The sequence below is a fragment of the Synechococcus sp. RC10B2 genome (assembly GCF_047502635.1).
In genome coordinates this window covers 62726-78420 of the sequence record NZ_JANSHO010000053.1, presented here as the reverse complement: position 1 = coordinate 78420, position 15695 = coordinate 62726, and the positions used below count along the sequence as shown (strand labels likewise).

Here is a 15695-nt window from a genome sequence, read left to right as displayed (position 1 = left end):
TTGTTTCAGCGCCCTGGTAAGGTCTCGGCGCTCCCAGAATTTCAGGTACAATCTCCCCCGATGCGCGTACCCATCGAGTGGCTAAAGGACTTTGTGCAGGTAGAGTTGTCGCCCGACGACCTCGCCGAGCGGCTGACGATGGCGGGGCTGGAAGTGGAAGCTGTTGAAGACACCCCGTATGGCGCGGTGCTGGCGATGTATATCACGCCCAATCGCGGCGACTGCCTGAGCATCTTCGGCATCGCGCGGGAGGTCTACGCGCTGCTGGGCGAGTCGGCGCGCCCGACCGAGCTGTTCCACCGCCTGAATGCACAGATTCTGAACCCGCCGCATGCCGAGCCGCTGGACGCCGCACAGTACGCCCGCGTGGAGATTCGCGACCCCGACCTTTGCCCGCGCTACGCCGCGCGCGTCATCCGCGACATCAAGCCCGTCCCCGCGCCCGCACAGGTGCAGAACCGCCTCCTCGCCGCAGGCATGCGCCCTATCAACGCCATCGTGGACGCCACCAACTATGTGATGCTCGAACTCGGACAGCCCCTGCACGCTTTTGACCTACACACCCTCAAGGAGCATCGAATCGTCGTGCGCCGCGCCGAGCCAGGCGAGCGCATCACGACGCTGGACGGACAGGAACACCCGCTGGAGCCGAGCATGCTGATGATCTGCGACGCGGAGCGACCCGTCGCCGTCGCGGGCATCATGGGCGGCGCGGAGACCGAAGTGACCGACGACACGCGCCACATCCTGATGGAATCGGCGCACTTCAGCCCGACCTCCATCCGCGCCACCGCCCGCAAACTCGGACTGCGCACCGAGTCGTCGTACCGCTTCGAGCGGTTCGTTGACCCGAACCTCGTGATTGTGGCGCAGCATCGCGTGTGCGAGTTGCTGGAGGGGTGGACGGGCGTCGCTGCCGTGCCAGGCGTCATCGATGTCTACCCGCGCCCGTTCGAGGCGCGCGAGTTAACTGTGCGCTTGGCGCGCGCCTCGAGGCTGCTGGGCTTCGAGGTACGCGCAGACGAGGCGCACGCCGTGCTGGAGCGACTGAATCTGCGCCCAGAGCCGATAGAGGGCGGCTTCCGCGTGCAGGTTCCCTCCTACCGCGCCGACCTGCAGCGCGAGGAAGACCTCATCGAGGAGCTGGGGCGCATTCTCGGCTACGAGCGCATCCCTGCCATCCCGCCCGCAGGCTATACGACGCAGGGCAAGGACAGCCCCGAAGGCGCGTTCGCCGAGCGCGTGCGCACCATCCTCCTCAGCGCGGGGCTGCAGGAAATCGTCGGGCACACGCTGGAAGCCCCATCCCCGCTGCAGAGCGGCGGCGAAGGCGTCGGCGAGATGATGTACCAGCCCATATCGCTACAGAACCCGATGAGCGAAGACCTCAGCTGCCTGCGCCACTCGCTGATGTCCAGCCTCATCCGCGTCGCCGACCACAACCGCCGTCGCAACCGCCGCGACCTGCACCTGTTCGAAATCGGGCGCGTGTTCGCCCAAGACGAGCAGGGCAACTTCCACGAGTGGACGCATTTGGGAATCCTGATGACAGGGCTGCTGCACGCGCCGCACTGGGCGAGCAAGCCCCAGCCTGCCGACTTCTACGCGCTCAAGGGCGTGGTGGAGCATCTGATGAGTGAGCTGGGCATTCAGGCGCGGTTTGTGCCTGCCGACGGGCGCGACCATCGCCTGCACCCCACCCGCGCCGCCTATGTGCATGACGCCGACGACCAGCGGCTGGGCATTCTGGGCGAGCTGCACCCCGAACTGCAGCGGCAGTACGAGTTTCGCCAGCGCGTCTACTTGGCGGAGTTCGGGCTGAACGCGCTGATGCGTGCCGCGGCGCACACCGTGCGCCACCGTCCGCTGCCCACCTTCCCGCCCGTGCTGCGCGATATTGCGATCGTGGTCGCGCAGAGCGTCCCCTACGCCGCGCTGGAGCAGACCATTCGCGAAGCGGGCGGCGCGTGGCTGGAATCGCTGCGCCTCTTTGACCGCTACACAGGCGCGCCCGTGCCCGAAGGACACCACAGCCTCGCCTTCTCGCTGGTGTTTCGCGACCCCAACCGCACCCTGACCGACGAGGAGGTCAACGCGCAGGTGGAAGCCATCTTCACCGCGCTGGAGACCCAACACGGCGCACAGCGGCGAGGATGACGCTCTGGATTGGCAGGCTGGTAGAATTAGGATACAGCAGTGGGTATGACCGATGAGACAGAGGAAACACTTTGTGCAATGGCTGGCTGTAACCGCCCTTTATTGGATGGTGGCGTATGCCGTTGCCAACTTGGTGAGCTATGTTTACTATGTTTTCGATTCTTTCTCACAACCTGCAGGGATATGGAATCATATAAGTTTACTATATTCTAATTTTATGTGGTCTTTTGTGTTCAATCAATTCTGGGATATAGACCTAATCGTGATTTTGCCAGCGGGAGTGGTCTGGGTTCTATTTTTGTCGGTGTCTCGTCATTTGTATTTGAGGATCGCAGTAGTTGCTTTATGGAGCAGCCTCGTTGTATTATGTCTCTACCTCGTTAATGGCATCCTAATTTCGCTACATTCATTTCAAGAGTCGTATTACGAATTATTCTTCGCTCGGCACTTAGTATCAAGCATATTCTCGACCATACTTCTCGAGCGTCTTTTGAGGGCGTGAGTAAGGTATATGGCATACATGCAAAGTTGGGTAGGCAAAGCGTGTTAAGTACGCTTGGGTGATCTTTAGGCTCTGTCACAGCAAGAACAGGTGATGAATAAGGCGATGCGATTCTATAGAGGCGTCGTGATTGCTGGCTGATCTCCCATTTACCGAATTCGAAAAAATGGAAGGCCTGGCATGTCATCGAGAAGTAGGCGCGCACAGCGCAGAAGATGGGCAACCGGAACAGCCATTATAAGTTGCCTCCTGCTACTCTGGTGGCAACTGGCGGGACCTGCCACCCTGTTCCGCGTTCAAATATGGCTTCTTGAGCGCGGCGCTTGGGGTAATATCGACCACTGGATTGCTCACGGCAACTGGTACCTGCCCCACCTGATTGAGGAAGCAGACAACTTAGCGCCTGCGCCTGGCTATTTGAGGCGGGAAACCCGTGCCGAAGACGCTTTTGAAGCTTATGCGCATTATGAAGTAGATACGGTCAGCGACTGGGTGCGCTTGGCACTTGGAGAGCTAACAGGCGTCGATGATGGAGTAGGGTTGACCTTTCTGGACGGTACGACCTATGAGCAGCGGCTACAGGCAGCGCGCTTCTGGCGTGAATGGTATCGCCAGCACAAGGACAGGTTGCGTTGGAACAGCCAATGGAAGATGTTTGAGATTGTACCTTGAGCCTTACGATAGTTGAAGCAAAGGGGATCTACAGCGTTTCAGAAGGCTTGCCTGCATCGATTTACAGAACCCCGCCAACACCCGCTACTATGTGATCGACGGTCTGGGGCATGTGCGAGCGTTGGTCGCGCCAAGTGGAGTTATCACCGAAATGTGGCACTACGACAGCTGGGGCAACCCGATTAGCCCCCCTGCCCAGCGGATTGACCAGCCGTTTCTGTGGAACGGCGCGTATGGGTACGAGTACATCCCCTTCACAGGGCTGTACCATGTTGGCGCACGCGAATACGACCCCCGTACTGAACGGTGGCTGCAACGCGACCCCATCGATGTGGCAGGCGTGCGTCTGTAGGGGCTAACCACCCCGCAGTCGCTTCAGTTCCGCCTCCAGTTCGGCGACGCGCCGTTCTGCCGCCTCGGCGCGCTGACGCGCCTGCTCCGCTTGCGCCCGCGCAATCGCCTCGCGCTCCTCGCTAAGCAGCACCAAGTTGCCCTCCGCGTCATATAGGCGCAGCCAAGTCTGCTCGCGCCCGTAGAGCTTGCCCTGCCAAGTCCCGATGTACGCGCCCAGCACCTCGCTCCAGAGCCAGCCCTGCTCGTTGGGCGCAATCGGCTCGTAGTGCCAGTCGGGGAACATCGCCAGCCGAAAGCCCGCAAACTCCTGCGTGAAGGGGTCGTACCAGAAATATTCGGGCGTGCGGAACACCGTCGCGTAGAGTTCCTTCTTGTGCGTTTTGTCGTGCTGGGCAGTGCTGGGCGAGAGGAACTCCACAATCAGGTCGGGATAGCGTCCCCCTTCGCGCCACACAGCCCAGTAGGGGCGCGGGCGGTCGGCGTCTTCTACCCCGCGCACCAGAAACAGGTCGGGTCCCTTGAACCGCGCGCGCCTGCGCCGTCGCCGCACCTCTTGGATCACCTCTTCCGCCTGCTCGTAAGCGTAGTAGAGGAACATGTTGCAGCCGATGTAGTAGTCCGTGCGCCCCTCCCAGTGCGCCTGAATCGAGAGGCGCAGAATCCACGGAACCGTGTAGTGCAGCTCGCTTTCCAACGGGATGCCATCCTCCTCGGGCAGGTTGAGGCGGGCGATTGGCTCAATCGCCTCCAGTTGCTCGGCGTAGTCGGGTTCCCGCTCCGCCATCATTGGCGTCGGGTGATCTGCGGGGCGCGTCTTGGTGGGCGCGGCTGCTGTTTTCGCCATCGCGCCTACAGTATACCCCCACAGCAGGAGGTTCGCAAATCGGGTAGAATCTCGCTCCTCACCAGAGGAGAGGAGGACATTCCGATGAAAGTTCAGCTCAACCGCAAGCAGTTTGACGATGCGTTAGGCGTAGTGGCGGGCGCGGCGGCGGCGCGCGCCTCGCTCCCAATCCTCAGCCATGTCTACATCGAGGCGCAGAGCGACACCGTGCGTCTGGTCGGCAGCGACCTTGAGCAGTGGGTGGAGTGCCGTATTCCCGCGATGGTCGGCGAGGACGGCGCGACGACGCTGCCTGCGCGCCTGCTGACCGACTTGGTCGGCTCGCTCGGCGGCGAGGACATCCACATCGAATCGGGCGAGCGCTACCAAGCCATATTGACCAGCGGCGATTCGCGCTACCAGCTGATGGGGCTGCCCGCCGAGGAGTACCCGCCCATCCCCGACATCGAATCGCCCAGCGAACTCGCGCTGCCCGCCAAGCACTTCCTGGAGATGGTCGGCTCGGTGGAGTTCGCCGTGTCCAAAGAGGAGGCGCGCCAAGCGCTGACAGGCATCCGCATGGAGTTCGAGGGCGACACGCTGCGCTTGGTGGCGACCGACACGCACCGCCTCGCCGTGCGCACGGCGCGTATCGATTCGGGCGCAGGCGAGCCGACCGCCGCGATTGTGCCTCTGAAAGCCATCCAGCTCGTGCAGAAAATCCCCGCAGGCGAGACGATTACCCTGCAGTTGGGGCAGCATCGCGCCGCGTTTCTGGGCGAGAACGCCGCCGTCTACACGCAGCTGATTGAGGGGCAGTACCCGAACTACCAGCGCGTGATTCCGCAGGAGTTCACACGCCAGTGGACGCTGATGACGCAGGACTTCCGCAACGCGCTGCGCCGCGCCTACCTGGTGGCGCGCAGCAACTCGAACAAGGTCTACCTGCGCACCGACGGCGAGAAGCTGGTGATTAGCGCGCGCGGCGATGTCGGCGAGGCGACCGAGCGGGTGGACTTGGTGCGCGTCGGCGACGACCTCGAAATCGCCTTCAACGCCCGCTACCTGCTCGATGTGCTGGATGTGGTCAAGAGCGAGGGCGTCGTCATGGAGCTGACCGAGGCGCTGCGCCCCGCCGTCGTCAAGCCCGCCGAACTGGACGACTACCTGTGCGTGATTATGCCGATGGCACTCTAATACCGTCATTTAACGAAAGCAAGCGAGCCTGAAGACCCCCTCCTTAAGGTTCCCCCTGCGGGCAGGGGGAACCGAGTAGGCGCGCCTCTCGTGGTTCCCCTCGCAAAGCGGGGGGGAACCTGCAGGAGGGGGGCACAATATCAATTACACCTCCGTACACGCCTTGAGTTCGCCCAGTATCTGCATCAGCGTCTCCAGCGGGTGGTCGCCGATGGGCGCGCTGATTTCGTCGGGCTGGGTACGGATGCCGCGAATGGCTTGCTGCAGCGCGAGTTGCCAGCGCGCCTTGAGCTTGCGGTCGGGCTTGAAGCGCAGCACCAGTCGCTTGCCCTCCACGCCAATCGTCTGCACGCCCAGCGCGTGCGCCAGAATGCGCTGCTCCATCAGGCGGATGAGGTGTTTCAGCGGGATGGGCAGCTCGCCGTAGCGGTCGCGCAACTCGCGCACCAGCGACTTGAGTTCCTCGCGCGTGCGGCTGCCCGCGATGCGCTTGTAGTAGCCCAGCCGCTGCGCGACATCCTGAATGTAGTCGTGCGGGATGTAGGCGTCCACAGGCAACTTGCTGGCGTCGGGCAGCTCCTCGTCAACGGGCGCGTCCAAGCTCCACTGCGTTTCGCCTCGACGCAGGCGGCGGATGGCGTCGCGCAGCATCGCCTGATACAGCTCCAGCCCGACGGAGCGCATCGCGCCGTGCTGCTCCTCGCCCAGCAAATTGCCCGCGCCGCGAATCTCCAAGTCGCGCATCGCCAGCGCGAAGCCTGAGCCTAAGTGCGAGAACTCGCGCAGCGCTTGCAGGCGGTCTTCCGCCTTCTCGGTGAGTTTGCCCGCGCGGTACAGGAAGTAGGCATACGCTTGACGATCCGACCGCCCCACGCGCCCACGCAACTGATACAACTGCCCCAGCCCGAACCGCTCCGCGCCCTCCACAATCAGCGTGTTCACATTCGGCATGTCCAGCCCGTTTTCGATGATGGTGGTGCTGACCAGCACATCGTACTCGCGGTTGTAGAACGCCAGCACGGTCGCCTCCACCTCCTGCGGGGGCATCTGCCCGTGCGCGACGGCGATTCGCGCGTGCGGAACCAGCCCCTGTAGCCGCTCGGCGACATGCGTGATGCCCTGAATGCGCGGCACGACATAGAACACCTGCCCGTCGCGTTGCAACTCGCGCAAAATCGCCTCGCGCGTCATCCAGTCGGTGTAGGGCGCGACGACCGTGCGTATCGGCAGCCTGCCTGGGGGCGGGTCGGTAATCATGCTCATGTCGCGGATCTCGGTCAGCGCCATATACAGCGTGCGCGGGATGGGCGTCGCGCTCATCGACAACACATCGACCGTGCCGCGCAGTTTCTTGAACTTCTCTTTCTGCATCACGCCGAAGCGCTGCTCCTCGTCGATAATCACCAGTCCCAAGTTTTTGAAGGCGACATCGTTGGAGAGCAGGCGGTGCGTGCCGATGACCATATCGACTGCGCCCGTTTTCAGCCCGTGCAGGATGCGCTTCTGCTCGGCGGGGCTAATCAGGCGGCTGAGCAGCGCGACCTGCACGCCGAACGGCTCGAACCGCTCCTTGAAGGTCTGGTAGTGCTGGTACGCCAGAATGGTGGTGGGGCACATCAGCGCGACCTGCCTGCCTGCCATAATCGCTTTGAAGGCGGCGCGCAGGGCGACCTCCGTCTTGCCGAAGCCGACATCGCCAATCAGCAGCCGATCCATCGGATGGGGCGATTCCATGTCCGCTTTGACTTCTGCAATCGCGCGCAGTTGCCCCTCGGTCTCGATGTAGGGAAACATCGCCTCCATCTCGGCTTGCCACGGGGTGTCCTCGCCGTAGGGTGGGCGGGTGGCTTTCTCGCGCAGGGCGTAGATGCGCACCAGCTCTTCGGCGACCTCTTTCGCTTTTTGGCGGGCGCGGGCGACCGTGCGCGCCCACACCATGCTGTTCAGCCGCTTGATTTCGGGCGGCTTGTCGTCGGGCGCAAGGTACTTCTGGATGCGGTCTAACTGGTCTACAGGCACGAAGATGCGGTCGGGGTGCGCGTATTCGATCAGCAGGTACTCGCGCTTGACCCCGTCGCGCTCCAGCGTCGTTAGCCCACGAAACACCCCGACGCCGTGATAGAGATGCACCACATAGTCGCCCGGCTGCAAGTCCATGATGGAGGTAATCGGCACACCTTCGTTGAATCGGCGCGGGGGCAGGCGCAGGCGATGGTTTTCGAACAGCTCGGCATCCGTGATGAGCGCGAACTGCTGGGCGTCCCACACGAAACCGCCGCCGAGGTTGCCCTGAAACAGCTCGACGCTGCCCTCCAGCGACGCCTCGTGCAAGGCGCGGCGCACTTGGGTGGGGCGGTCGGTGGCGATCACGATGCGGTAGCCCGCCTGCTGCCAGCGGTAGACGCGCTGCCACAGGTCGGCGACCGTGCCCGTTGCCGTGCGCAGCGTGCGCGTGCCCAGTTCGTACTCCTGCGCGACGGGGAACGGCTTGCCCCCCGCCACAATCGGGTCGCCCAGCAACAAGCTTGCGCGATGGCGCATCACGCGCTCGAACGGCTCCACATACTCATCGGGCTGCAGGGGCGAGATGTCGCCGCGCTCGGCGCGTGAGGTCAGCGACTGCGCCAGCTCCTCGACAGCACGGTCGTAGGCGGTGTTGAGCATCAGCGGTTCGTCCAGCACCAGCCAGCTGCCTTCGGGCAGGTAGTCCAGTAGGCAGGCGCGCGCGGGCAGCAGCCACGGCAGGTAGAGTTCCAGCCTGTCGAACGGCGCGCCTTGCATCAGCGGGCGCAGGTCGTCTTCCAGATTCTGGCGCAGGGTCGGTTGCAGCGCGGCGGGCTGACGGGCGATGCGCGCCTCCCACGCGGCGCGGACGCGCTCGGCGACTTCGGGCGCGCCCATCGGCACTTCGCGCGCGGGCGGCAGCACGGCATACTTGACCTGCTTGACGGAACGCTGGGTGGCAGGCTCGAACAGGCGCAGGCTGGCGATTTCGTCGCCCCAGAACTCGATGCGCACGGGCAGCTCCGCGCCCATCGGGAACACATCCACAATTCCGCCGCGCCGCGCGAAGCGTCCGGGCAGGCGCACAGGCTCTTGGTACTCGTAGCCGTCTTCGGCGAGTCGGCGCAGCAGCGCGTCGGGCGCGATTTGGCACAGCCACTCGTGCGTGTCGGGCGGCTCGGCGTCGGGCAGACACAGGCGCACCAGCTCCATCTCGAACAGCGCGGGCGGCATCGTGCGTTGCAGCGCGGCGGCAATCGGCGCAAGGATGCACACCGCCTCGCCCCGATGCAGCGCGTGCAGGGCGCGTAGGCGTTCGTGCAGCGTCTCCTGCTCCACGCCTGTCGGCTCCAAAAGCGGGGTCAGGCTGCTGGGCAGGCGCAGCAGCCGCTCTTCGGGCAGCCCCAGACGCAGCAGCACCGCCAGCCACTGCTCGGCGCGCGACAACGAGGGCGTCAGCACCACCACAGGCTGGGATTGCTCGGCAAGCCACGAAGCCAGCAGCACGGGGCGCGACTCAAGGCACGCCTCGCGCCAGACGGTGGGGGTGCCATGCGTCGGCGCGGGCGTCGACTCGCCCACCTGAAGCAGCCACTCAGGCAGCATGTGCGGGAATTGTACCTGTTGGGGATGTTAAAATAAAAATGGTTGCGGGGGTGGGATTTGAACCCACGACCTTCGGGTTATGAGCCCGACGAGCTACCGGACTGCTCCACCCCGCGTCGTTGACGCCATTAATATACCATGCCGCTGGGGGGTTTTGTCAAGGGGTGGGGGCGCATGGTGTATACTTTGGGTGATGTGGCTGGCGATTGTGGTCGGCGTCGGGCTGGCGCTGGGGGTACTGCTCCTGGTGAACTATTTGGCGACTTGCGCGACGCTGCGTCCCCCGCGCACGCCGTTTTTCATCACGCCGCGCGACTTGGGGCTACCGTACCAGAATGTGGCGTTTCCGTCGCGCGATGGGATACGGCTGCACGGCTGGTGGCTACCCGCGCCGAAGCCCGTCGGAATCGCTATCTTGTGTCATGGCTACCTGATGAACCGCTGCGAGCCGTTGCCCGTCGCCCGTGAACTGTGGCAGGCAGGCTTCCACTGCTTGGTGTTCGACTTCCGCGCGATGGGCAAGAGCGAGGGCGATTTGTGTACGATTGGCGATTTGGAGCGGCTGGATGTGCTGTCGGCGGTGGACTTCGCGACGCGCACTGCGCCCGATTTGCCTGTGGTGGTCTACGGCGCGTCGATGGGCGGGGCAGCAGCTATTTTGGCGGCAGCGGAGGACACACGCATCCGCGCTGTGGTCGCCGACTCCGCCTACGCGCGGCTGAACCTTGCCGTCAAAGACTGGTGGCGCAACGCGGTGGGCAAGGCATCGTTCCTGCTGCACCCGACGCTGCTCATCGGTAGGCTCTACACGCGCCAAGCCGCCCACAAGGTCGCGCCCGAAGCGGTGATTGCCCATATCGCCCCGCGCCCCGTGCTGCTGATGCACGGCACGCACGACCAACTGATTCCGCCCGCGCATGCCGAGCGACTCTACCACGCCGCGCGCGAACCCAAGCAACTCTGGTGGGCGCAGGGCTGCGAGCATGTGCAGGCGCGCTACGAACGCCCCGACGAGTTCTACCCCCTGCTGGTGAACTTCATGCTGAAAGCCGTCGGCGCAGCGGACGCGGGGAAATAACCCGCCTGCAGGAATCGCGCCGCTGCCCGCGAAACAGTGCAACTCGGCGAGGACGCAAGTACCATGAAACGCAACTACGGCGCGAATGACCAGATTCGAATCGCAATCATCGGCTGCGGCGGTATCGGACGCCACCACTACCGCCAGTTCGCTCGACTCAGCGGGCAGTGCCAAATCGTCGCCGCGTGCGATGTGTACCAAAAACACTTAGACGAGTTCCGCAGGCTCACAGGACGCCCCGATATCGAGCCGTACACCGACTATCGGCGCATTCTGGAGCGCACGGACATCGACGCGGTGGTCGTCGCCACGCCTGACCACTGGCACGCCAAAATGACTATTGACGCCTGCGAGGCGGGCAAGCATGTGTTGTGCGAGAAGCCTGCGATGCACAATATTGCCGAAGGGCTGGCGATGGTGCATGCCGCCCGCGAACACAAGCGCGTCGTCGCGATTGGACTGCAGCAGCGCAGCGGCGAGCATTTCAAGGAAGCCGTCGACATCGTGCGCTCGGGCAGGCTGGGCAAAATCACGACGGTTCACTGCTGGAATGTGGGCAACGAGACGCCCAACGGCATCGGCAACCCGCCCGACGGCGACCCGCCCCCAGGCTTGGACTGGGACTTCTGGCTCGGTCCCGCGCCGAAGCGACCCTACAACCCGAACCGCTGTATCTACAACTTCCGCTGGTTCTGGGACTACGCAGGCGGCAAGGTGGCGGATTGGGGCGTACACCTGATCGACATCGCGCTGTGGGCGATGGGCGAGCATAACCCGACCGAGGTGTGCGCCTACGGGGGCAAGTTCGCCCTGAACGACAACCGCGAGACGCCCGACACGGTGGACTGCATCTGGAAGTTCAAGGACTGGACGCTGCTCTACACGCACCGCGCGGGCAGCGACTACCCGCTGTACGGGCGCGGGTACGGCACGATGTTTTTCGGCACGAACGGCAGCCTGTATGTCAGCCGCGAGGGGCTGGAGGTGCATCCCGACAAGGAGCGCATTCCTGCCTACAAGCGCGGCGGCTCGGCGCAGAGTGAACCGCACGCCGAGAACTTCCTCGCGGCGATTCGCGAGGGCGTCCCGCTGGCGGTCGATGTGCTGACAGGCGTGCGCTCGACGATTGTGCCCCTGCTGGGCAACATTGCCTATCGGGTGGGACGCAGCATCCGCTGGGACGCGCAACGGGCGCAGATTCTGGGCGACCGCGAGGCAAGCGCGCTGCTTTCGCGCAACTGGCGCGCCCCGTGGGGCATCCCCAAGCGGTACATCAAGCCGATTGGATGAACGCTAACCCATCCGAATCTCCCAGTCGTAGGGGATTTCGGGCGTGTTGTAGGGCAGGCGCAACTCGTCGGGCTGGGCGCGGTTGTACGGCTCCGTCGGGAAGTTAATCAGCAGCGACGGCTCCGTGCCAATCGTCTTGTAGCCGTGCGCCACCAACGGCGGAATCACCAACAGCACGCGGTTGTGGTCGCCCAAGAAAAACTCGTTCACCATCCCGTGTGTGGGCGAGTCGGGACGACGATCATACAGCACCGCCTTCACCATGCCCTTAACCACGACCCAGTAGTCGGTCTGCTTCTCGTGCCAATGCCAAGCGCGGATGACGCCAGGGTAGTTCAGCGACACATAGGCTTGCCCGAACTTCTGGAAGATGGGGTCGTCGCAGCGGAGCATCTCCATCAGGTAGCCGCGCTCGTCGGCGTGCGCGATGAGTGGCTTGATCTGGACGCCCTCGATGAGTCGCCTTTCCATCGCTACCTCCAGATGAGGGTGGGCGGCGTGCGGTACGCTTCATACTGGCGTGCGACGCCCGCTTCCTCCGTGCGCCCCTTGTGCAGCCAGAGCCGATAGCGGAAGGTGAGCGTCTCGCCCTTTTTAAGCGTGTAGTCGCCCGTGCCTTTCGGCTTGCCCGCCTCGAAGTCGTGGACGCCGAAGGGGTTCGCCGCGAACAGCCCGTAGTCGCGCACATGCCAGTAGGTCGGGTGGCGCAGGTTGGCGGGGTGGTCGAAGATGGCGATGCCCACCGTGTCGCCCTCCACGACACCCGTGTAGTCGCACCAGGGAGCGCGTTTGCCCCACGCTTCGCGGTCGCGTTGCCCGCTGGCGTTCACGATTTGCCCGCCCGCGTTGCGCGCGACCTCCATACTGCTGGCGACACGCACGCCAAAAGTGCCCTCTTTGGTGTCGCCGAACTTCACATCGGCGTCCAGCGCAGTGAGCGCGACCGTGTAGTCGATCCAGCGCGAGTCGGGCGCGGCGTAGCAGATGACCTCTGTCGCCTCGTCCAAGATGGGCTTGCCGTCGGGCAGTTGCCACTGGTTGCGAGCGACCCAGCGCGCCAGCACAGGACCCGACTCCGCTCGCTCCAGCCCGCGATGCACAATCACGCCCCGCCCTGCGCCCTCCGTCCAGAAGTCCGCGCCGTTCACCTCGCCGTGTGTGAACCAAATGGAGCGGTGGTGTGGGTGGTCGGTGCGTTCGCCCTGCACCATCTGCATCGGGAAGTGGCGCGTGATGGGCTTGTCGTTGGGTCCGTACACGGGGTACAGGTACGGCTTGGGCGCGCCGCGCAGCACATGTGCCGTGAACGGCTTGCCCTTGTAGGCGATTTGGAGGGCGTTCTCGGCGAGTTTGTGCGTGAAGCCATCGGTCGGGCGCGGGTTTGGGCGAATCGCGTAGTGGTGCGTCTTCCCGCGCGGCAATTCTGGCTCGACCCAGACCAAGTACCGCTTGCCCGCCGATTCGACCACCTGTGCGGGGATGAGTTCCGCGCTGCGCTGGAGCGCAATCGGGGACTGGGGCGGGACGCCGCGCCACTCCGCCCAAATCGGCGTCTGCCGATACTCCGCCTGCCGCGCCGCTACCGAAATCCGCATCGACTCCGCCTCCATGCAGCGGGATTATACCTCAAGTTTGGCAGGAATCTTGCCGACTTGCGCCGAACACTGTCGCCATGCGTCCGATACGCGCGTCTGCGCCTGGGCGGGCAGGGATTGTAGGTAACCCCAGCGATATGTACGGGGGCACGGTCATCTCCACCGCTGTGCCCCTGCGAGCGCGATGCACCTTAGAGCCTGCCGCGCGCCTGACTTTTCAGTCCCCGACGCAACTGCTTACGCCCGACACACTGGCGTTGGCAGGCGACGCCTTCGATGTGTGTCGCGTCGCGTTGCATGGGCTGGGCTTCACTGTCGAGAGCGCGCCGTTCGCCGTGCGCATCGAGACCGACATCCCCCCGCAGTCAGGGCTGGCGGGGTCGTCCGCGCTGCTGACAGCGATTGTTGCGTGCCTGCTGCACTATCGCGGCGAGGCGTGGCGCACACCCCACGCACTGGCAGAGCGCGTGCGCCAGATTGAGGCGCAACTGCTTCAGGTCGCCTGCGGCTATCAGGACTTCTACATGGCGGTCTGGGGCGGGCTGAACCTGATGGAGTTCCGCGACAAGCAGGGGCTGGGCGCAGACCCCGACGAGCCGTGGGCGACCGTGGAACCGCTTATGAACCACCCGCGCGGCACGCCAATCCCCCTCTGGCTGGCGACGACGGGCGGGACGCGCTTTTCGGGCACAGTGCATGCGAACCTGCGCGCCCGCTGGGAATCAGGCGAGCGCAGCGTTGTGGACGGCATGCAGCGTATCGGCAGGTTGGCGCGGGAAGCCAAGCGTGCCTTGCTTGAGCAAGACTGGACGCGCCTTGCCCACCTGATGAACGAGAACTACGCGATTATCCGCGACTTGGGCGGCAGCGGCGAGAGCCTTGACCAGTTGGTCGCGTGCGCACGAGAACACGGCGCGCTGGGCGCAAAGTTGGCAGGCGCGGGCGGCGCAGGCGGCACGGTGATTCTGCTGACGCTTACGCCCGAACAGACGCTGCCCGCCGTGCGCGAACTCGCGGGGCAGGTCATCCCGATTGCGCCGTGTGCGCCAGGGGTGGTAATGGGGTGAGGGCGGAAGGTTCGCCCCCGCCCCAGTGATCAGCGTCGCCCGCTCGACCCGATCGGCGGGGGCGACGCTGGTCCTGTGCCTGTGTATTCAGGCACGCCGATAGTATCCAGCCCTGGTTGCGACGGGTCGGATTTCGGGTACGCGGTCTCTGGCGGCTGGTTCGCCCCGCCTCTCATCGTGAACCAGAGCGAGAGTCCCAGCGCCAGCAACGCCACGACGATAATCCCAACGGCGACGGGTTTAGAGACCTGCATCGCGTCTCACCGCCTCAGTTGCAGAGGACGCCGCCGTCATCCAAGTCCCACAGGTACTGCTCCAGGTCGTTGATGAAGCCGCCACACTGCGGACGCACATCACAGCCCTGACCCAGCTGGGAGGGCGTGTAGCTCTTCGCGTGCCCATCGGCGAACACGACGGTCATCCGCTCGCGCCGATGGAACGGCCATGCGCCGCCGAACTCCATCCAGGTGTACCAGCCCGTGGCGGTCTGCAGACGCCAGCACGCAGGACGCGCCAGACAGGCGCAGGAGTTGCCCTGATAGTCGTACCATCGCCTCGCACGCTGGCTGTCGCACTCTTGACGCACGATGGTGAAAGTGTCGTATATGCGTCCAGAGGCATCGCGATAGTAGCGGCACGGCGGCATCACAATCCAGTTGCCGCCACACAACGGCTGGCGGGTCAGCGGGTCGCGCCACCAGAGGCTGTCGACGAAGGCAACGGTGCGCGCATGCTGCCCAATCTGCGCGTCGCTGGCAGGCGCGTTGTACCAATCACGGAACCCACCGCTGCCGCGCCAACGCTCCATAATCGGCGAGAGGTACACATAGTTGTAGCCCATGTTGGTCTTGAGCGCCCAGCGGTACTCGCGAATGCACTGCTGGGTTGGCGGCGGCTCGTTATCCTGCGGACACGCATCCAGGATGGAATCCGTCGCCTGCGGGTCCGATGGGCAGCGAAACATCTGCCAGTTCTTCACATAGGGCATCAGCAACTGCGCCAAGATGCGGTCGTCGCAGTTCTCCTGCCCGCCGAACGAGGCGAAATACTGCGTCAAGGGCTGTACCGTGTCGTAGTCGCTGGTATACATCACCAGCGCACGCCCAACCTGGTTGAAGCGCGTGATGCAGTTCACCTGTCGAGCCGACTCACGCGCCTGCGCAAACACAGGGAACAAGATACTCGCTAAGATTGCGATAATCGCAATCACCACCAGCAATTCAATCAGCGTAAAGCCTCGAGTGCGCATCATGCACCTCCTGATTAAGGATGATACCCCCTGTTCGTTCGGATTCCTGCAAGTTTTAAGGTTGGGTCAAGGGGGCTTGCAGGCGTTTGCCCCCTTGACCGT

Annotated in this window: 12 protein-coding genes and 1 tRNA gene; 7 read left to right on the top strand and 6 right to left on the bottom strand. The window is 64.1% G+C overall.

Features of this window, described 5'->3' with window-relative positions; all coding sequences use genetic code 11:
• Positions 1-60: 60 nt before the first annotated feature.
• The 3 genes from pheT to NW855_RS06790 all read left to right on the top strand — a co-directional run bounded on the left by pheT (position 61) and on the right by NW855_RS06790 (position 3683).
• Complete coding sequence (pheT, locus tag NW855_RS06800) at positions 61-2157, top strand: phenylalanine--tRNA ligase subunit beta (protein ID WP_414508606.1); 2097 nt, start codon at positions 61-63, stop codon at positions 2155-2157.
• A gap of 682 nt (positions 2158-2839) precedes the next feature.
• A complete protein-coding gene (locus NW855_RS06795) occupies positions 2840-3331 on the top strand; it encodes a hypothetical protein (RefSeq protein WP_414508605.1) in 492 nt (163 codons plus the stop codon).
• Positions 3332-3422: 91 nt separating this feature from the next.
• Positions 3423-3683 (top strand): RHS repeat domain-containing protein, encoded by a 261-nt coding sequence (locus NW855_RS06790; protein WP_414508604.1) that lies wholly within the window; start codon positions 3423-3425, stop codon positions 3681-3683.
• A 3-nt stretch (positions 3684-3686) separates the two neighbouring features.
• Here NW855_RS06790 and NW855_RS06785 read toward each other — a convergent pair whose 3' ends face one another.
• The gene (locus NW855_RS06785; RefSeq protein WP_414508603.1) at positions 3687-4529 is read right to left on the bottom strand and encodes a Uma2 family endonuclease; all 843 of its coding nucleotides are present in this window, start codon (positions 4527-4529) and stop codon (positions 3687-3689) included.
• Between the two features lie 84 nt (positions 4530-4613).
• Here NW855_RS06785 and dnaN point away from each other — a divergent pair, with 84 nt between their 5' ends.
• Positions 4614-5705, top strand: a complete 1092-nt coding sequence (gene dnaN / locus NW855_RS06780; RefSeq protein ID WP_414508602.1) for a DNA polymerase III subunit beta — start codon at positions 4614-4616, stop codon at positions 5703-5705.
• Between the two features lie 144 nt (positions 5706-5849).
• Here dnaN and mfd read toward each other — a convergent pair whose 3' ends face one another.
• Together mfd and NW855_RS06770 are read right to left on the bottom strand one after the other, a co-directional pair.
• On the bottom strand, positions 5850-9314 hold the full coding sequence (mfd, locus tag NW855_RS06775) for a transcription-repair coupling factor (RefSeq protein WP_414508601.1): 3465 nt from the start codon (positions 9312-9314) through the stop codon (positions 5850-5852).
• 39 nt (positions 9315-9353) lie between these two features.
• Positions 9354-9430: transfer RNA gene (locus NW855_RS06770), tRNA-Met, on the bottom strand.
• A 77-nt stretch (positions 9431-9507) separates the two neighbouring features.
• Here NW855_RS06770 and NW855_RS06765 point away from each other — a divergent pair.
• Positions 9508-10392, top strand: a complete 885-nt coding sequence (locus NW855_RS06765; protein WP_414508600.1) for an alpha/beta hydrolase — start codon at positions 9508-9510, stop codon at positions 10390-10392.
• A gap of 63 nt (positions 10393-10455) precedes the next feature.
• On the top strand, positions 10456-11682 hold the full coding sequence (locus NW855_RS06760; protein WP_414508599.1) for a Gfo/Idh/MocA family protein: 1227 nt from the start codon (positions 10456-10458) through the stop codon (positions 11680-11682).
• Between the two features lie 3 nt (positions 11683-11685).
• On the opposite strand, the gene NW855_RS06755 is transcribed toward NW855_RS06760, so the two are convergent.
• Both NW855_RS06755 and NW855_RS06750 read right to left on the bottom strand, forming a co-directional pair.
• Positions 11686-12153, bottom strand: coding sequence for a dTDP-4-dehydrorhamnose 3,5-epimerase family protein (locus NW855_RS06755; RefSeq protein ID WP_414508598.1), 468 nt, complete (start codon positions 12151-12153; stop codon positions 11686-11688).
• Between the two features lie 2 nt (positions 12154-12155).
• Entirely contained in the window at positions 12156-13277 is a 1122-nt protein-coding gene (locus tag NW855_RS06750; RefSeq protein ID WP_414508597.1) for a PmoA family protein, read from the bottom strand.
• Between the two features lie 77 nt (positions 13278-13354).
• Here NW855_RS06750 and NW855_RS06745 point away from each other — a divergent pair, with 77 nt between their 5' ends.
• On the top strand, positions 13355-14344 hold the full coding sequence (locus NW855_RS06745; protein WP_414508596.1) for a hypothetical protein: 990 nt from the start codon (positions 13355-13357) through the stop codon (positions 14342-14344).
• A gap of 268 nt (positions 14345-14612) precedes the next feature.
• Here the strand turns inward: NW855_RS06745 and NW855_RS06740 are convergent, their stop codons facing one another.
• Positions 14613-15596: a type II secretion system protein gene (locus NW855_RS06740; protein ID WP_414508595.1), complete on the bottom strand. Its 984-nt coding sequence runs from the start codon at positions 15594-15596 to the stop codon at positions 14613-14615.
• Between the last annotated feature and the right edge of the window lie 99 nt (positions 15597-15695).